This window comes from Virgibacillus kekensis (assembly GCF_042654125.1).
Lineage (GTDB): Bacteria > Bacillota > Bacilli > Bacillales > Amphibacillaceae > Lentibacillus > Lentibacillus kekensis.
This window is the reverse complement of the sequence record NZ_JBHSFU010000004.1, coordinates 901,268-919,178: the sequence shown is the minus strand read 5'-3', so window position 1 is coordinate 919,178 and position 17,911 is coordinate 901,268. Positions and strand designations below refer to the sequence as shown.

At 45.0% G+C, this 17,911-nt stretch carries 14 protein-coding genes; 6 read left to right on the top strand and 8 right to left on the bottom strand.

From position 1 onward, the window contains the following. The first annotated feature begins 3 nt into the window (after nt 1-3). A complete protein-coding gene (locus ACFO3D_RS08610; RefSeq protein WP_390294828.1) occupies nt 4-1,218 on the top strand; it encodes a DUF819 family protein in 1,215 nt (404 codons plus the stop codon). Nucleotides 1,219-1,436: 218 nt separating this feature from the next. Here the strand turns inward: ACFO3D_RS08610 and ACFO3D_RS08605 are convergent, their stop codons facing one another. Next, nucleotides 1,437-1,988 carry a DUF488 domain-containing protein gene (locus ACFO3D_RS08605; protein WP_390294826.1) on the bottom strand — a complete coding sequence of 184 codons (552 nt, stop codon included), beginning with the start codon at nt 1,986-1,988 and terminating at the stop codon, nt 1,437-1,439. Between the two features lie 111 nt (nt 1,989-2,099). Between ACFO3D_RS08605 and ACFO3D_RS08600 the strand changes: the two genes are divergently transcribed. Continuing rightward, on the top strand, nt 2,100-2,714 hold the full coding sequence (locus ACFO3D_RS08600) for a PH domain-containing protein (RefSeq protein WP_390294824.1): 615 nt from the start codon (nt 2,100-2,102) through the stop codon (nt 2,712-2,714). 40 nt (nt 2,715-2,754) lie between these two features. On the opposite strand, the gene ACFO3D_RS08595 is transcribed toward ACFO3D_RS08600, so the two are convergent. Next, on the bottom strand, nt 2,755-3,360 hold the full coding sequence (locus ACFO3D_RS08595) for a TetR/AcrR family transcriptional regulator (protein WP_390295496.1): 606 nt from the start codon (nt 3,358-3,360) through the stop codon (nt 2,755-2,757). A 171-nt stretch (nt 3,361-3,531) separates the two neighbouring features. Between ACFO3D_RS08595 and ACFO3D_RS08590 the strand changes: the two genes are divergently transcribed. Continuing rightward, entirely contained in the window at nt 3,532-5,763 is a 2,232-nt protein-coding gene (locus ACFO3D_RS08590) for an MMPL family transporter (protein WP_390294822.1), read from the top strand. Nucleotides 5,764-6,532: 769 nt separating this feature from the next. Here ACFO3D_RS08590 and ACFO3D_RS08585 read toward each other — a convergent pair. Next, nucleotides 6,533-7,954 (bottom strand): aldehyde dehydrogenase family protein, encoded by a 1,422-nt coding sequence (locus ACFO3D_RS08585; protein WP_390294819.1) that lies wholly within the window; start codon nt 7,952-7,954, stop codon nt 6,533-6,535. A gap of 178 nt (nt 7,955-8,132) precedes the next feature. On the opposite strand from ACFO3D_RS08585, the gene ACFO3D_RS08580 reads away from it, so the two are divergent. Then, entirely contained in the window at nt 8,133-9,275 is a 1,143-nt protein-coding gene (locus ACFO3D_RS08580) for an MFS transporter (RefSeq protein WP_390294817.1), read from the top strand. A 257-nt stretch (nt 9,276-9,532) separates the two neighbouring features. Here the strand turns inward: ACFO3D_RS08580 and ACFO3D_RS08575 are convergent, their stop codons facing one another. From ACFO3D_RS08575 to ACFO3D_RS08555, 5 genes are all read right to left on the bottom strand, one after another. Continuing rightward, nucleotides 9,533-11,071, bottom strand: a complete 1,539-nt coding sequence (locus tag ACFO3D_RS08575) for a solute symporter family protein (protein ID WP_390294815.1) — start codon at nt 11,069-11,071, stop codon at nt 9,533-9,535. Next, nucleotides 11,071-11,424: a DUF485 domain-containing protein gene (locus ACFO3D_RS08570; protein ID WP_390294813.1), complete on the bottom strand. Its 354-nt coding sequence runs from the start codon at nt 11,422-11,424 to the stop codon at nt 11,071-11,073. Before ACFO3D_RS08570 ends, ACFO3D_RS08575 begins: the two co-directional genes overlap by 1 nt. Nucleotides 11,425-11,629: 205 nt before the next feature. Continuing rightward, nucleotides 11,630-12,388, bottom strand: coding sequence for a LytR/AlgR family response regulator transcription factor (locus ACFO3D_RS08565; protein WP_390294811.1), 759 nt, complete (start codon nt 12,386-12,388; stop codon nt 11,630-11,632). Between the two features lie 19 nt (nt 12,389-12,407). Continuing rightward, on the bottom strand, nt 12,408-14,150 hold the full coding sequence (locus ACFO3D_RS08560; RefSeq protein WP_390294809.1) for a LytS/YhcK type 5TM receptor domain-containing protein: 1,743 nt from the start codon (nt 14,148-14,150) through the stop codon (nt 12,408-12,410). Next, on the bottom strand, nt 14,147-15,691 hold the full coding sequence (locus ACFO3D_RS08555; protein WP_390294807.1) for a solute symporter family protein: 1,545 nt from the start codon (nt 15,689-15,691) through the stop codon (nt 14,147-14,149). Before ACFO3D_RS08555 ends, ACFO3D_RS08560 begins: the two co-directional genes overlap by 4 nt. 195 nt (nt 15,692-15,886) lie before the next feature. On the opposite strand from ACFO3D_RS08555, the gene ACFO3D_RS08550 reads away from it, so the two are divergent. Together ACFO3D_RS08550 and ACFO3D_RS08545 are read left to right on the top strand one after the other, a co-directional pair. Further along, a complete protein-coding gene (locus tag ACFO3D_RS08550) occupies nt 15,887-16,408 on the top strand; it encodes a P-loop NTPase family protein (protein ID WP_390294805.1) in 522 nt (173 codons plus the stop codon). A 103-nt stretch (nt 16,409-16,511) separates the two neighbouring features. Then, complete coding sequence (locus tag ACFO3D_RS08545; RefSeq protein ID WP_390294803.1) at nt 16,512-17,903, top strand: VWA domain-containing protein; 1,392 nt, start codon at nt 16,512-16,514, stop codon at nt 17,901-17,903. Nucleotides 17,904-17,911 lie beyond the last annotated feature (8 nt).

Genomic DNA, 17,911 nt, shown 5'->3' with positions numbered 1-17,911 from the left:
CAGGTGAATTCAAGCTTGATTAATCCGGATGATACGTGGCTCTTATGGGGCTTTATGGCAGGATGGGCCGCGGTCAGTATTTATCTCGAACAGAAATACAAATGGGCATCTAAAGTAACAGGCGCCATCATTGCGTTGATTGGTGCCATGGTATTGGTGAATTTTAATATTATTCCGAGTGCAGCGCCGGCGTATGATGCTGTTTGGACATATGTCGTCCCACTGGCGATTCCACTCCTGCTATTCCAAGCTAATTTGCGGAAAATATGGAATGAGAGTGGGAAGATGTTGGGTATTTTCCTCATCAGTTCAATTGGAACTGTGGTGGGAGCTTTTGTGGCCTATGCCACGCTACAGGATTTCGTTCCTAATGCGGCTAAACTCGCAGGAGTGGAGACCGGCTCGTACACTGGGGGAGGAGTCAACTTCGCAGCTTTGTCAGCAAAGCTTGAACTGCCGGGGGAATTGGGTGCTTCAGCCATTGTGGCGGATAACCTTTTGATGGCGTTATATTTCTTTGTTTTGATCATTATGCCGTCACTGGCTTTTTTTCGAAAAAAGTTCTATACCCCATATGTCGATGAACTGGAAAAAAACAAGTCTTCAGATAATGAAAATACGGTGGCGGATTACTGGAAACGAAAAGATATTTCCCTGAAGGATATTGCTTTTGCAGCGGGAAGTGCCTTTGTGCTTGTTGCGGTTTCGTTCAAATTGGCAGAAGTCATTGATGGAGCGATCCCATCAGGCGAAGATGTGGGGTTCTTTTTAAATGTAATGAATGGTCTGTTGGGTGACGGCTATTTGATGCTGACAACATTGACTGTCCTGGCGGTTACTATCTTCAGCAAATTTTTTGAAAATATCCATGGTGCCCAGGAACTCGGAACGTATCTTATCTATATATTCTTCGTGGTAATTGGCGTACCGGCATCACTGCCACTATTAATTCAAAACGCGCCGATTTTGGTACTGTTCATGGGAATTATTATTTTCTTTAATATGCTTATCACTTTTACGTTCGGAAGGATTTTCAAGTTTAGCCTGGAAGAAATGATTCTCGCCAGCAACGCGAACGCCGGCGGACCGACAACGGCCGCAGCATTTGCGATTGCCAAGGGATGGACGAAGCTGATTGCCCCGATTATGCTGGTGGGTACACTAGGGTACGTAATTGGTAACTATCTCGGAAGCATGGTTTATTATTTGATTCAATAGTCGAGCGAGTAAGCCTCCAATTCGAGCGGGATGGTATCAAAATCGAGCGAGGAGACGTCAGACTCGAGCGAGCACGCCTCCAAGTCGAGCGAACAGGCGTCAGACTCGAGCGAGGGTCTCCCAAAGTCGAGCGAACAGACCCAAAACTCGAGCGAGCAGCAGCAACCCGCTCTTTGAATCTATCATTTCAATCTTATCCCCGGGCACGCCCGGGGGTTTTACAATGTTTCCGGGTACACTACCGTTCCATCGTCCTCGACGATAGGTGTGGCACCCCACTGACCGGGATTATGGTCAATTAGCTCAATAGAATCTCCCGCCCCGTTAATAATGTGCTTGACTTCCCATCCATTCAGCGCCAGCCAGTTACTGATAATCAGGCGGTGGCATCTGGCAGGGTGGCGTTCAGAACAGCAGTACACAGTCCGCTTCCTGGTGGCGAGATTGGTGAGTTCCCGTATACCCTCCTGAAACGCTTCACTCAATGAGTAATCCGCATAATTATGGAATGACTGATTATTCCACGCGCCATTCAAAACAGGAGAAATATCTGCCGAGCGGCTGCGTCTTCCTCCCAGATTGGGGAAGTGCTGGTATGCTATTCCCGCCTGGTGCAGCCAATCAGGAAAATGGTCTTTAGAAAATTGAGGATATTTATGGCTTCCCGGATGGGCTCTAACATCAGCCAATACCTCAATTTGTGCAACTTCAAGCATTTCCAGAAACTTATCTTCGGTATGTGACGAATGCCCGATTGTATAAATTGGCATATTTTCACCTCCTATTCCATATTCCTGAAGAGGGAGTGATTCAAACAACGCGTAAGTGTGTTATAATTATTCTGAATTGAAAAATATTAAAGAGGAAAGGGAGTCATACGTATGTTCAAAAAAATTGCTTCGGACGCGCTCGGCCTCTCAGATATTGGTAGAATTATCGGCCCGGAAGATTACGACAAAACCGATGCCGATGATTATGTCCGTCATGAAGATGATGAGAAGATTTTTTTCCTGATTAAAACAAAGTCTGATGAGTATTGCTTCACCAATTTGGCATTGATTCATGTTGATGGGGAAAATGCAGCATCATCCAAGAGAACACTGAAACGCTATTCTTATTCACAGAACAAGATATCCAATGTAGTTTTGGAAACTGCAGGCAGGATTGACATGGACATTGAAATTAAATTCACTCTTGGGAATAATCCACTCAGCATTGACGTACATAAAGATGAAATTGAAAAACTGAAAGACCTTTATAAGGCACTTCTTCATATCGCTGAAACCATTCACGAGAATGGAATTATCCTTGATATGGCTGGTCAGAGCCTTGATAAGGCAGTAACTGTTCTCCAAAACTCACGTTCAACCGAGGCAAACCTGGCAGATCAGTATAAAGAACTTACGGAGTATGGCTTTTCCTGGCTTAAATCTGTACGTGAACAGTATCATGAACGTGACTTTGGTGAGATTTTCGAAAAGTATATTAATAACTGATACCAAAAGGCTGGACGCATGCACGATGCTGTCCAGCCTGTTATTTCTCCAAACTCCGCCAAAAAAATTCCACAATTTGTTTAGCTTTATTTTCTTTATCATTAAAGAGACTTTCTCCGTCTGCATTATGATAAAGACCGATCTTTACCAGAGCTATATAAGCCCGGACAGCAAAAGCAGGGTTTTCAGTATGAATATCTCCTTTTTCGTCAGCTTCCCTGATTGCATCCTCTATCCCACTGTACATAGCTTCCTCAGCTTTCTGGATCGCTTTAATTTGATCATCTGACAGAGAGTTTCTCGCACTGTGCATGAATCGCTCCGTGTCAAGCTCGGTGGCAACGTGCAAATAAGCCTCAGCTATATTTACCAGCTGGTCGTACAGAGAATTCTCCTCTTCCAGAAAATAGTTAATCTTGCTGCGGACACGATTCATCAACCCAACCATGGCTTCAGTATATAGACGGGTTTTTGTTTTGTAGTAATAATAAACAGTAGCTTTTGTAACATTACACGCCTCCGCTACATCATCCATTGAGACTTCCTGATAACTTTTGACTAAAAAAAGATCAGCTGCTGTAACTAGGATACGTTCATTTGTTGGCTTTCTGGTGCTGTCTGACGGGGGTCTTCCCAACTGCCTCATGGTCAATCTCCATCCTCTCAATCCGGCGATATATTGTCACATAAATCTCAGATTTACCTTTGATAATTAACTATACAGTATATATAATTATAAAGTAATTAGAAATACACAGCAAGCTGAGCAAGCCTGCAGGAATATACATAAGGGAATGAATGGAAGGGAAGGATTTTTTTGAAAAAGTTGATTTCAGACTGGGGAAAATTTACGTCTGGTAAAAGAACCCGCTGGTTTACTATTTTCATTTGGATATTCCTCGTCGGGGCAGTTTCCATGGTCTGGCCACAGGTGAACAGTCAAGAGACTAAGTCTAATCAGCTCCTGCCTGAAGATACAATGTCCGTTGAGGCAGGTGAAATTGCATCCGAACAATTCGCGAGTGATTCAGGTCTGCCTCTGCTTCTGACGTGGTACCGGGAAGGTGGATTGATAGAAAGTGATTTCCAGCTGATCAAGGAAGTTTATACAAATCTTGAAAGCAATCCGCTAGAACACCAGAAGTTTATTCCGCCGTTTGCCAAAACACCGGTACAGGCGCTAGCGCAGACGGCTTCGGAGGATAAAGTTGCGCTAACCACGCCTGTATTTTTCGAAAAAGCAGCTTCCACAGAGGCACTTCAGGGTATGCTGGATAAACTTCAGAGTCGGATAGAAAGCGCTGCTGGTAAGGAAATAGTAACGAGCGACCTTTCAGCGGATGGACTTCATGTCCGCTTTACTGGCGCGGCGGGAATTCAGACGGACGCCACGCAGTTGTTCAGTAACGCGGATGTTACGCTGCTGATTGCGACCGTAATTCTGGTACTCTCCCTTCTGATTATCCTTTACCGTTCGCCGCTTCTTGCGCTTGTCCCGCTAGTGGCAGTGTGTTTTGCATATGGACTGATTAGCCCGCTGCTCGGATTTCTGGCAAAAGAAGGATGGATTGAAGTCGACGCACAGGCTGTTTCTATTATGACAGTATTACTGTTTGGGGCAGGGACAGATTACTGCTTGTTCCTGGTTTCGCGTTATCGGGACGAACTGCGGCTGGAACCTGATAAATATGTTGCACTCTCTAAAGCACTGGGTGGAACAGGCGGCGCCATTATGGTCAGTGCGCTTACTACGGTTGCTGGCCTTGCTACACTTGGACTCGCACATTATGCTTCCTATGACCGATTTGCAGTACCATTCAGCATGTCCATTTTTATCATGGGAATAACCGCACTAACACTGCTCCCAGCTATTCTGGCATTGCTGGGCCGATTCGCGTTTATCCCGTTTATCCCGCGAACCGAAGAAATGACACAGGAACTGGAGAAGAAAAAAGGCAAGAAAATTCGTCGGCCAAAGAAGAACGGCCGGATCAATAAGGCGTTTGCAACCCTGTCCACCGACCGTCCATGGATGGTGATTATAATATGTACCGTAGTCTTGAGCGGACTGGCTCTCTTTGTAGGGAACGTAAAATACACATATGGTCTGCTGGATTCTTTTCCTGAAGATATGCCATCCAGGGAAGGATTTGAAATTATTGCTGAACACTATCCACCTGGTGAAGTAGCGCCTGTTCAGGTAATCGTAGACACTGAGGAGAATGGAGACCTTACACTCAAAGAAGACCTTGCCGAAATGGGAATCGTGCAGCAGGTAAGTGATCCGGAGACTGGCTCTTCTGATGAGTCCTACCAACAGTACGAGGTAATTTTGTCGATTGACCCTTATTCCCGGAAGGCTATTGATAGTATCCCGGATATAAAAGAAATTACTGAAGAAAATCTGGAAGAGGCCGGTGTGCAGAAAGCTGATAACAACGTCTGGATAGGCGGAGAAACTGCAAAATTATATGATACGGAGCAGGTCACCAGCCGAGATCAATGGGTTATCATTCCCGCTGTCCTGATTATCATCGCTGTCCTGTTGCTTGCTTATCTCCGCTCCATCGTTGCCATGCTTTATCTGCTTGCGACAGTGGTACTTTCCTATTTGGCGGCAATTGGTCTTGGCTGGATTGTCATCCACTATATCTATGACGCACCTGCCATGTCAGGACTTATTCCGGTGTACGCTTTTGTGTTCCTCGTTGCACTGGGCGAAGACTACAATATCTTTATGGTTTCTAGCATCTGGAAGAAACGCAAACATATGCCACTCAAGCAAGCGATTAAGGAAGGTGTTACAGAAACAAGTGGCGTGATCGGATCAGCTGGACTGATTCTGGCCGGGACATTTTCCGTGCTTGCGGTACTGCCGCTCCAAGTGCTCGTTCAGTTCGGGACAGTTACGGCAATTGGTGTGCTGCTTGATACATTTGTTGTTCGGCCACTTCTGGTGCCGGCACTAACTACAGTTCTTGGCCGATTTGCATTCTGGCCGGGGAAACTTTGGAAAAAAACTGATTCCACAATGAAAGACCAGACTTAAAATAACGTGTTCAGTAATGGAGAATGAAAAGCCTCAATAGTTTGTCGGGGGATGCCAAAGTGCTAGAAGTGGTATTAGTAATATATATTCGTCAAAAAAAGCTCGGTTACCCATCGAGCTTTTTTGCTTAGTTTTTTTCTTAACTTCTGTTGCTTTAGGTATGCTCGCATATGATATAAACTGCGACGTAGTGAACAAGTTTTGATTATAGTAACAGCGCTCCGGAAATACACTTCGCTTTCACCACTCCGGGTGCAAGGTCAACATCTGTTCAAGCTAAAGCTCTCACAGTGTTTCCTTTGCCGTTGGACCCGCCACGAGCCTCCTCGTTCGCCAAGACCCCTCACTGCGGGGTCTCTTAGGCTCGTTGTTCCATAGGAGTCTACGCGTATTGCCTACGCTTTATGTCCATAACCCATAAGAGTTTGAGTATGGCTAACGGAAGTGCAGGGTTCTACATGAATCTCTTCCTCTAACTTGGCATGGATTGGAGCGTAGGGAAGTCGACTCCTGCGGGTTACCGGCTAAACCGGTCACGTCCTGTGACCAACACCGGTACTAGAACGTCCTGTTCGTCGAAGCAACAGCTGAAAATCCCGCAGGAAGTGGTTTTCTTCCGAGGAAGTTGAAGCGTTGCCCGCGGCAAAGGAGACACTGCGAAAGTATGAGCAGATGTCGCACTTGCACCCGGAGTGGTGAAAGCGACTGGCTGAAGCGGAAATCAACCTCGCTGTATTTCGCAGTTTATAGTTTTTGTGTCAAGGCTTGATTAAAGGCCCATAATAGCCTTAGGCTGGAGGTACTCCTCGATTCCAAAGCTACCCCACTCACGGCCAATTCCAGACTGCTTGAATCCGCCAAATGGTGCTGAGAAGTCTTTTTCTCCGTTATTTACCGTTACCTGGCCTGCACGGATTCCAGATGCTAGCTCGGCTAAAATAGTCGGATCTTCACCAACCACATAACCGGATAATCCATAAATGGTATCATTTGCAATTGAAATCGCCTGGTCGATTGTCTCATAAGTTATGATTGACATCACAGGTCCGAAGATTTCTTCCTGGGCAATTGTCATATTGTTTCGGACATCAGTGAAAACAGTTGGCCGTACATAAAAGCCCGTACTTAATCCTTCTGGTTTCCCAGGGCCGCCTGCAAGTAAGGTTGCGCCTTCCTCTATTCCGTTAGCGATGTAGCGCTGAACACGGTCCCATTGCTTTTGTGCTACCAGTGGACCTGCAGTGGTATCTTTCTCTAGCGGGTTACCGATTGGAAACTCCGGCAAAACATCAATTACTGCTTGTTCAAATTCTTCTTTGATGGAATAAGGAATCAGTACCCGTGTTGCAGCCGAGCATACCTGTCCACTGTTCTTAATAATATGATTAACAGCAGTTTTAGCTGCCTCGTTTATATCCGCATCGGCGAGCACAACAAGTGGTGATTTGCCACCAAGCTCAAGGGCCACGTTTTTAATGGTTTTAGCCCCGTTTTCCATTACTTTCTGTCCGACTGCCGCAGACCCCGTGAAAGAAACAAAGTCGATGCCTGGGTGTGAACTGATGCCATCACCAACAACTTCGCCGGTCCCGTTAACCAAGTTGAACACACCTTCTGGAACCCCTGCTGCCTCAAAAATCTCGGTCAAAATAACTGCCGAATATGGAGTTAACTCAGACGGTTTTAGTACAACTGTACTTCCAGCTGCGATGGCGCTGGCAATTTTAGTAGAGGTCTGGTTGGTCGGGAAATTCCAAGGTGTGATTAAACCACTTACACCAATCGGCTCCTTAACCACAGTTGATTTCTCTCGTTTCTCGACAAAATTGAAGTGTTTCAGTTCTTCTGCAGCCATCTTAAAGTGATTATAGCCCATTTCATAGTGAACCTGTTCGGTAAGCGTAATAGGGGCGCCAAGTTCCTCCGTTATCACCTCAATGAGGTCATCCTTGCGTTTTGAATATTCCTCCGCGATTTTTTCGAGTAGACGAACACGATCTTCTTTGGCTGTTTTGGAAAAGAAGGTGTAGGCATCACGTGCAGCAACTACCGCCTGGTCAAGGTCTTCCCTTGTTCCGAGACTGACACGTCCAATAATCTCCTCCGTTGCTGGGTTGATCACTTCAGTAGTTTCTTTTCCTGCAGGTGTAGTCCATTTTCCATTAATATAATGTGTCACAAGATTACGCATCCTGGTTATCTCCTTTACTTGTTTATTGTTTAATAAATCTGTACCCGTGCAGGAAGAATTGAAACCGCCAAAAGAGACCTTCCGTGTTTTATTGCTTACGGAAAGGGTATTATAAGAAAATCAGGAATAACCACTAATTATAACTATATTAACGATATAGCAGGGGAGGTCGTATAATGTGAAGGAAATAACTGTTGGCCTGATTCCCGCCCCAGAACTTCCGGAGACCATCGCATATAAATTGGAGGATAGCTTGCCAGATGATTTCGCCGAAATGATTGATGGGGAACTTGAATGGAAAGTAGAAATAGTACGAGACCCTCTCACTGGAGCCGCCGGAAAAGTGGATGAAATTATTAAACAGGCTGCGCAACTAAAAAAGAGTCATAACTGGACATATGCAGTATGTCTGACAGACCTGCCTATATTTTCTAAAAAGAATGTTGTGCTTGGGGATGTGAATGACAGAGAGGGCGTCGCTCAGATATCGGTTCCTGCTTTTGGAGTTTTCCCTATGCGGCGCCGGGTGAAAAACGCTATCGTTCAGCTGGTCAGTGAGTTGTATTATCGGGTAAACGGCCACGGCCAAAGTCTAAATGACGATATTTCTGCACGCAATAATAAAAATTTACTGAGGACGCAATTTCCTTTATCACCAATTCGAAAAATAACGCCTCCCAATACAATAGAGGAAGTTGATGTCCGATTTATTTTACTTCCAAGGACACATGGGCGTCTACGGGTGATAAGTGGAATGGCATACGCAAATCGCCCATGGACTATTATACCCGCATTTAAAAGCGTCGTGGGCATTGCTTTTGCGACAGGTACTTACGGGCTGATTTTTACATCTATGTGGAATATGAGTGCGGCGTATGGCGCCTTCCGGTTTGTACTACTGATGTTCTGTGCAATTCTATGTATGATTGTCTGGATTATGTTTGCCCATAATTTATGGGAGAGACCGACGAAAAAAAGCCGCAGAAAACTTCGAATGCTTTACAATTCTGCCACCATAATCACACTAAGTGTGGCGGTAATCGTATACTATGTAATGTTATATGCGCTCTTTTTAATTGCTGTTGCTTTTTTTGTCCCACCCGATTTATACGCTTCAGCGGTCGGACTTAAGCCTGACGAGGTTTCAATCAAACACTTTCTGCAGCTGACGTGGCTGGTTACTTCTATTGCAACGCTTGCTGGTGCAATCGGCTCGGGACTTGAGAGTGAAGACACGGTCCGGAAGATCATGTATGGGTACCGTCAGCATCAGCGGTATTTGGAAATGGAAAAAAATAATAAAGAAGTTGAAGACGATTAGGTCCAATTAAGAAGGGGGCAGATACCACTTGGCATCTGCTCCCTTTGTTCAGAGGTAAGAAAGTATAAAATTTTGGCTCTATAAAAATCTTTGTCAGCAAGAGTCACGTCCAGCTCCAGCGCCCATCACCTAGTGCCCTTCCGGTCTCTTCTTACGATAAGTCAACATCAATTCGCTTTGCTCATTGTGTTTCCTTTATCTCATACGATTCCGTCCAGGGCATACGGTGATAAGCAGGGCGCTTGCGCTTTTGTTCTTTAACTACCGGCCTCACGGTAGCCAGTGTTTGCTTTTACCTTAACTTCGGCATAACGCTTCATGTCAGCTTCTTTGGAGAGCACAGTTCCAAGGAATCCTCCGAGGAATCCCAAAGGCACGGAAATCAGTGCCGGATTAGTCAATGGAAAAATTGGATCGCCGACAAACAGTGCTGCTCCCTCAATTGGTGAAAAGACACTTGGGCTGATAGACACGAGAATTAAGGACGAAAGCAATCCGGTAAGCATTGCGGAGACTGCCCCGGTCGTATTGAACTTTTTCCAGTAAACGGTATACAGGATTACTGGCAGATTCGTACTTGCTGCAATACAGAATGCCAGGGAGACAAGAAATGCCACGTTCAAGTATTGGGCAAACAGCGCAAGAACTATTGCCAATACTGACACTGTTAGTGAAGCATAACGTGCTGCCAGCATTTGCTGTCTGTCGGATGCTTTGCCCTTTTTAAGTATTTGTCCATAAAGATCATGGGCAAATGCGGAAGCCCCTGATAGCACGAGACCTGCCACAACCGCGAGAATAGTAGCAAATGCCACTGCGGAGATGAAGGCGAACAGCAATTCACCGCCAAGAGCCTCTGCCAGTAATGGGGCTGCCATGTTTCCGCCAGGGTTGGCGGCAAGAATATTTGCTTCCCCAACAAACGCAGCTGCTCCAAAACCAAGAAACAGGGTAAGCACATAAAAGATACCAATGGTCCATGTTGCCGTGATAACCGAGCTCCTTGCTGTTTTGGCGTCTTTAACGGTAAAAAACCGCATGAGGATGTGGGGCAATCCTGCAGTCCCCAGCACAAGCGCAATCATCAGGGAAATTGTTCCAAGTGGTTCGGTATACTTCAGTCCAGGTTTCAGATAATCTGCACCATGACTCGTAACGGTTTTAACCTGGGAAAACATTTCGCCGATGTTGAAGTTGAACTTCATCAGAACAAGGAAGGAAATGATGACCATACCTGCCATCAGCAGAACAGCTTTTACAATCTGCACCCAGCTGGTAGCAATCATTCCACCGAACAATACGTAGATAGTCATCATCACTCCGACAATCAGAACAGCAATCCAATAAGGAATATCGAACAACAATTGAATAAGTGCGCCAGCCCCAACCAGTTGCGCAATCATGTAGAAGATGGAGATAGTGATTGTACTAAGTGCTGCCGTTCCTCTTACCTTGGTAGCATCGAACCTGGCTTTAAGCATGTCAGCGAGTGTATACTTACCTAGGTTTCTAAGTGGTTCGGCAACAAGGAGAAGAACAACGAGATATGCGATAAGAAATCCAATACTGTAAAAGAATCCATCAAATCCGTAAAGTGCAATTGCCCCGGCAATCCCGAGAAAAGAGGCAGCCGACAGGTAGTCTCCTGCTATGGCAATACCGTTTTGCCAGCCCTTTAACCCGCCGCCTGCTGTGTAAAAGTCAGTGGTTGTCTCTGTCTGCTTGGCTGCCCAGAACGTTATCGCGAGTGTGAGAAAGACAATTGCCAGAAATAATACTACTACCGTTACATTCATCAGGAATTGCCTCCTTTGCCTACATGTTCTTCGAGGATTTCATCTGCCTGGTCATCAAATGTCGCAGCTTTCCTAACGTAGATCGAGCATAACACCCAGGTCATTACAAACTGTGAAAAGGCAAACAGCCAGACCCAGGAAATATCACCAATTACCGGTGTGTTCAGGAATGTGGTATATGACGTGAGTATAGGCAACAAAAAGTAAAAGACCAGAAAAAAGATGGTTAATGGAACGATGAATTTTTTCCTATCCGCCATCAGCTTCTTAAACTGGCTGCTCTGCTCGATCTTTTCAAAGTCGATTTCCTTATCCGTGTGGCCGGATAAGTCTTTGGCATTTGCATTGCTCATTCAGAACCCTCCCAATTATAGTAAAGATTAGAAATAATGGCCGTTTAAGCTTGCTAGTATTCAAGCATATAGAAACTAACTCGCACCTCCCCCTTTTTTGTAAGCGATTACAATAGAGTATAAAACATTCTTTGTCCGTCTGAGGGGAAAATCGGCTCAATTGTTATTATTGTTGTTTGAATTGTTAAAATTCGGGTCTGAATGGTTAATAGTTGAATGTTTTAAGCAGAACTTTTCTGGCAGAACGACTGACAGGAATAGAGGTACCTTTTTTATCGCTAAGGGTAATGTTACTGGTTCCGTTAAACCAAGGTGTGATTTCCCGGATATAATTCAGGTTTACCAGATAGCTGCGATGAACCCTGAAAAAGGAGTTGCCATCTAGTTTCTCCTCCAACTCCTGCAAGGTCATCCGGCTTTCCAGTACATCATCTTTTGTATGGATTTCGAGCATGCGGTTCGACGGGACAGCATAGTAGATCGCGTCAGGTGAAAGAACGACCATTCGCTCGCCATCATCCAACAGCAATTTCGATTTTTGTGGTTTTTCATCTGGCTGCATACGCTTCTCGTGCTTTCCATCCTGCTGTGCGATTTTTTTGCGGATACGTCTGATGGTTTTATGGAAACGGTCTTCCTCATATGGTTTCAATAGATAATCAACGGCTTCTATCTCAAAAGCCTCTAATGCATACTCATCATACGCAGTCGTGAATACGAACAGAGGGGGTTGCGCATAGGCTGCCTCCATAACTTGCTTAGCTGCCTCAATCCCCGTCATTCCCGGCATTTGTACATCAAGAAAAATAACGTCGGGTTCGTGTTTTTTGTACAACTCGATTAATTGATGGCCATTCTCGGCACCCGGACAGACAGATACACCAGGTTCCTGTTCAAGTAAAAAAGTAAGTTCCTCTCGGGCAAGTGGTTCATCTTCAGCTATCAGCACGTGAATATTTTTCAATGTATATCCCTCCTGCATACTACTGATCTGAAAGTGGTATGTAAAAATAAACCTCACTGCCACCATCAGGTAAATTGTGTATATGTAACTTGGATGTTTCGCCCAACAGACCGATTAGGCGCTGATTGACATTGTAGAGGCCAGTACCACTGTCCTTTCCTGATGAAAGTGTTTCGCTGCCCGCTGTATTTAGCAGTTCCACCGGAAAGCCACATCCGTTATCCCGGACGGCTATACGAATCCATGTATTGGCTTTTTCGATAGAAACATCGACTAATCCGCCAGTAGTGGTTTCCTTCAATCCATGCTGGACGCTGTTTTCCACAAGTGGCTGTATGGTTGAAGGCGGTACAGATACGTTCGCAATTTCTTCTGTTTCCGGAAAAGTGATCTCCAGCTGATTGGAAAACCTGGTCCGAACAATCTCGATATATGATCTGACATGCTGGCATTCTTTCTCCAGACTTACAAGTGAAGAAGAGACAAGACCAATATTGAAACGCATATAATGAGCAAGATTAACCGTGATACGGCGCGCGCTCTCCGGATCTTTTCGGAAGAGGGCTACTATCAGATGAAGTGTATTAAACAAAAAGTGCGGATTAATCTGGGCCTGGAGATTACGCAATTCCGCATCCCGGATATGCAGGCGTAATTTCTCGGTGGCTACCGCGGCAAGCTGATTGGAAATAAGATTGCCCAATCCCTCCGCAAGCATCAGTTCCAGTGGGCGGATATGCTGGGCCTTTCGGAAATAAAACTTAATGAGCCCCGTGGTACCACCTTCATTGATAATAGGTATGATGATAGCTGCGTTAAGGGGACAATCAGCATGGCGGCATTGTATTTCCGCTTGGGTGTAGGCCACCTGCATTTTTTTCGAACCAATTGCCTGGTGAGATAAACCGGTTATGAGCGGATCACCTTCCCTGTGATGGTCCTCGCCCATTCCTTTGTGAGCAAGCACCTGATTTTCATTTGTTACGGAAACCGCGGCTAGTTCCAGTCTATTGTAAAGCAGTTCGGCAATCCCTTTTGACATTTCGCGTGCACTATCTTTTTTCAAGAAAGGAAGAGCTTCCTCAGCAATGGTAAGTGCCTGCTTGGCTGCAAAGGCTGCTTCATTCTCCTGTTCACGCAGGACGATGCCCACCATTGCGGTGAATATTGCAATGGCAATACTATTTGATATAACAAGCGGCAGGCCAACCGTATTTACGATTGATATAATTCCTTCGGTGTGCGGCTCGAAAATCAGCAGCAGCTGCATATGCAGAACAGGTGGAAATACTCCAATGAACAGTGCTTTCCACGGTGAAATAACCCGCTCATTTGAAAAAAATCTAGCTGTTAGTCCGGCTAGAATTCCTGTTAGTGGATTAACCAGACAATTGGCCCATACGCCTATGCCTCCAAGATAGAATAAATGGGCCCCCGCTATGATCCCTGCGCCCAGTCCGACTGCAGGACCACCAAGCAATCCGGCAATAACGATGGCGACAAGGCTGGAGCTGACAACCATTTGGCCGTCTGCCGCAGACCAGATAAACCCCCGTGTAAGGATGGAACCCCCGTCCAGCACAATGCCCGTTACGGTTCCGGCAATCCCAAACAGTCCGAACATAAAGACGTGGGCAAGCGACATCCGCCTGGAATACTCACGGTCCAATAACGATTTGAATCCGGGCACGCGTGTTAGAACAAAGGCAAGTACCAGCAACAGGCCCAGACGCTCAAACAAAATTATTGTCAGGTCTTTCACTGGTTGTCCTCCTTCGTTTCAATCCCGGTCAAGGCTTTGATGTAAAATTGCTTGTAGCCCTTCCTGTCAACGTTCTTTTCCGGAAAAAGCTTTGCGCCCAGATACGCTCCTATAAACCCTGCAGGAATTGCAAAAATCCCCGGATTATAAAGTGGGAGTAGTGGTTCCCTTCCAATCCATCCATTAACCGGATTCATGATATGGGGGCCAAGAATCAGAACAACGAGCGAAGCAATAAGCCCACACGCCATACCGGTAATTGCACCTGAAGCGTTAAACTTTTTCCAGTAAATCGTGAACAGTAATACTGGTAGATTACTTGATGCCGCTACAATGAAAGTCAGTGAAACGAGAAACGTGACGTTGATATTTTCCAGACCAAGAGCAAACAATGTGGAAACTAGACCCACAACGAAAGCGGTCCACCGGGCAGCCTGGATTTGTCGCTTTTCTGTCGTTTTTTTCTTTTTTATAATGTGAAAATAAATATCATGCGAAAAGGCAGTTGTAGCAGAAATGACCAGTCCTGCAACCACTGCAACGATTGTTGTAAAAGAAATCGCAGCAATAAAGGCCATAAGGAAATCGCCGCCAAGTACACCTGCAAGTAACGGCGCGGCAAGGTTTCCTGTTGGATCATGGGCAACCAGCCCCTCGTATCCGATAAGTGCCACCGCTCCAAGGCCAAGAATCAGGGTAATAAGGTAAAAAACGCCAATAATCCAGCTTGCGGTTAACAGAGATTTCCGTACTTCCTGGACATTGCGGACGGTAAAGAAGCGAATCAGGATATGGGGAAGACCCGCTGTACCTAAGATAAGCGCAAGGTGCAGTGACAGTGTTTCCAATGGGTTCCCGAATAAGTTCCCAGGCATAAAGAACTGATTTCCAAGCGGTGTTCCAAGCTGGACATGGGAGACGAGCTCTCCGATATTCCAGTTAAACCGGGATAAGACAATCAATGATAGCAGGAATGTCCCCGACAAGAGGACGACAGTTTTGACTATCTGAACCCATGACGTAGCGATCATACCACCGAAGACAACATAAACTGTCATTAATCCTCCGATTATCATCACGGATGTAGAATAATCAATATCAAGTAAAAGACGAATAAGCAGGCCGGCAGCAACCAGCTGCGGTATCATATATAGAATCGAAATAATGAAGGTGCCGATTGCCATCATCCAACGTACCTTGATGTTAGGGAAACGCGCGCAGACCACATCACCAAGCGAATATTTCCCCAGATGATGAACAGGTTCCGCGATGAAAAACAGCACAATTAAATAAGAGACCAGAAAACCAATCGCATATAAAAAACCGTCGAACCCGTTAATTGCGACTGTCCCCACAATTCCGAGAAATGAAGCAGCACTGATGTAATCACCGGCAATTGCCAGTCCATTTTGTATGCCTGTTAAACTGCCTGATGCCACGTAAAACTGATTGGTTGTTTTGTTCTGCTTAGCGGCCCAATATGTAATAATCAATGTGCACACAATGATGCACAGGAAAAATAGGAAATAAGTAAGATTCATTAGTTCACCCACTTTTGGGACAGGGTGCCTGTCCCCGTGTCCCGCACAGGGTGTATATTTATGTTAGCGCTTAAAAAATAAAAGGTTATAAATTTTCTCACTATTAAATGTAACCTATTTCCTTTCTTCAGTAAAGAATTGAGGGATAATTTGGTAAAATATAATCAGAAAAGGGGTGGGGAGTACGTGGTGGATATGAAATTAAATAAAGAAGCAACGAAAAAAATCAGAATAATAGGGTCGGTGGGGAGCGGCAAGACAACTCTAGCCAGAGAATTATCCGCTCAATTAGGCATACCATACTACGAACTTGATAACGTTATTTGGATCAGGGACCCGTCGGGAGATATTAGAAGAACCGAATCCGAGCGGAATGACTATCTGCAGCAGATTATCCAGTCAGATACTTGGATAATTGAAGGGGTACATAATGAAGAATGGACACGCAAGACTTTTACCCAAGCGGATCTGATCGTTTTTCTGGACCTTAACTACCACTTACGTACATATCGTATTATTAAAAGGTTTATCCGGCAAAAGGCGGGAATCGAATCAGCAAACTATCAGCCTACTTTTTCTATATTCTTGAAGATGTTCAAGTGGAATCGTTTTTTTGAGAAGAATGGAAAACCAAATTTTCACCGGGTGACAAATTATTGTTCTGATAGAGTTATTATAGTAAATAGGCCAGCCGAACTCCGAAAATTGCTTCAATAAAAGGGACAAGACGTCTATTCCGGTTTCACGAAAATTATTGAAACTTTAATTGAGTTTGGTAGTATATGTTAGTAATAGCTAAATAATAAATGAGGTGGAGTGGATGAAGGGGAAAATCAGCTTTATTTTTATGGTATTTTTAATTTGCGGAGTGCTTGCTGCCTGTGGATCAGAAAAAGAAGCATCCGGGGAAGATCAGAAACCTAAAGATAAGGAATCTGCTGAAACAGCAGAACAAGTGGAAGAAACCATATCGCAGACTGAAACGGAAAGTCCTGAGGAGGACTTTAAAGTAGCAACTACATTGAAAGAGATTATTGAACAGGACGGGGGCAAGTATTCTGGAAATGCCTATAATGAGGCAGTGGTTCACCGGGCATTAGATGAAAAAAGTTTTCAGGATAAAGACAGTTTTCAGGTTTACGCCCATTTATTAAACTTGATGAGCGAATCAAAACAGTATAAGCAATACTACGATTTTGTGGAAGCGTTCAACCCTCATATCGAAACAGCGTTATCAGAGACACCAGGCGGAATGGAACTTGATAATGGCCAGAAGGTTAACGGGACGGCTAATATAGCAATTTTGCTTGACTCAAGCGGCAGTATGGCCCAAAAAGTGGGTGGACGAACAAAGATGGAGCAGGCGAAAGAAGCTATCAATAGTTTTGTGGCTTCCATGCCCGAAAGTGCGAACGTCTCCTTAAGAATTTACGGGCACAAAGGAAGCAATGCGGACAGTGATAAAAAGATTTCCTGTGATAGTTCAGAAGTGGTGTACGATTTACAGCCATACAATCAACAGAAGTTTGAGAAAGCATTGGGTCAGTTTGAACCAACTGGATGGACACCAATTGCCAAGTCAATAACAGAGACTAAAAAGCTTTTTGAGGACACAGGAAACTCTGGCCAGAATATTATTTATATTGTAAGTGACGGAGTTGAGACGTGTGATGGTGACCCGGTCGCAGCTGCCAAGAACCTTCACGACTCGAACATAAAGGCAGTCGTGAATATCATCGGCTTTGATGTAGACAGCAATGGTCAGGAACAGCTCCTTAAGGTGGCTGAAGCTGGCGGCGGTGTATTCGAAACAGTAAATTCCGAGGAGGACTTCCGTGAGGTATGGGAAGAGGAGCGTGTACGGCTCTACAATGAATGGAGTTCCTGGAATGCGGAAAACTACAATGATGTATCCGGCGAACAAACCGATAAAATGAATGAATTATACGGTGAGCGGACCGATTTCATGAATCTGACTTATGATGAGGAAGGCAATCTGAAGGACGCCGTTTATTACTTGGAAGATAAAGAACAGATAGGTGATGAGGTACGCAATGAAGTGATTAGTATGATTGACCAGCGGCAGGAGATCCTGGCGGCGTTTGAGGAGGAATTTAATCGGCTTCTCGAAACTGTGGAAAAAGAAGGAGACAGACTCAAGGAGCAGATCAATGAAAGAGGAGACAAAATGAAAGAGAAATACGATAATTAATGGTTATA

Coding starts and splice junctions, on each gene's coding strand:
- ACFO3D_RS08605 (WP_390294826.1), bottom strand. CDS start 1,988: ATGCCAATTTATACAATCGGGCATTCGTCACATACCGAAGATAAGTTT.
- ACFO3D_RS08600 (WP_390294824.1), top strand. CDS start 2,100: ATGTTCAAAAAAATTGCTTCGGACGCGCTCGGCCTCTCAGATATTGGT.
- ACFO3D_RS08595 (WP_390295496.1), bottom strand. CDS start 3,360: ATGAGGCAGTTGGGAAGACCCCCGTCAGACAGCACCAGAAAGCCAACA.
- ACFO3D_RS08585 (WP_390294819.1), bottom strand. CDS start 7,954: ATGCGTAATCTTGTGACACATTATATTAATGGAAAATGGACTACACCT.
- ACFO3D_RS08575 (WP_390294815.1), bottom strand. CDS start 11,071: ATGAATGTAACGGTAGTAGTATTATTTCTGGCAATTGTCTTTCTCACA.
- ACFO3D_RS08570 (WP_390294813.1), bottom strand. CDS start 11,424: ATGAGCAATGCAAATGCCAAAGACTTATCCGGCCACACGGATAAGGAA.
- ACFO3D_RS08555 (WP_390294807.1), bottom strand. CDS start 15,691: ATGAATCTTACTTATTTCCTATTTTTCCTGTGCATCATTGTGTGCACA.
- ACFO3D_RS08550 (WP_390294805.1), top strand. CDS start 15,887: ATGAAATTAAATAAAGAAGCAACGAAAAAAATCAGAATAATAGGGTCG.
- ACFO3D_RS08545 (WP_390294803.1), top strand. CDS start 16,512: ATGAAGGGGAAAATCAGCTTTATTTTTATGGTATTTTTAATTTGCGGA.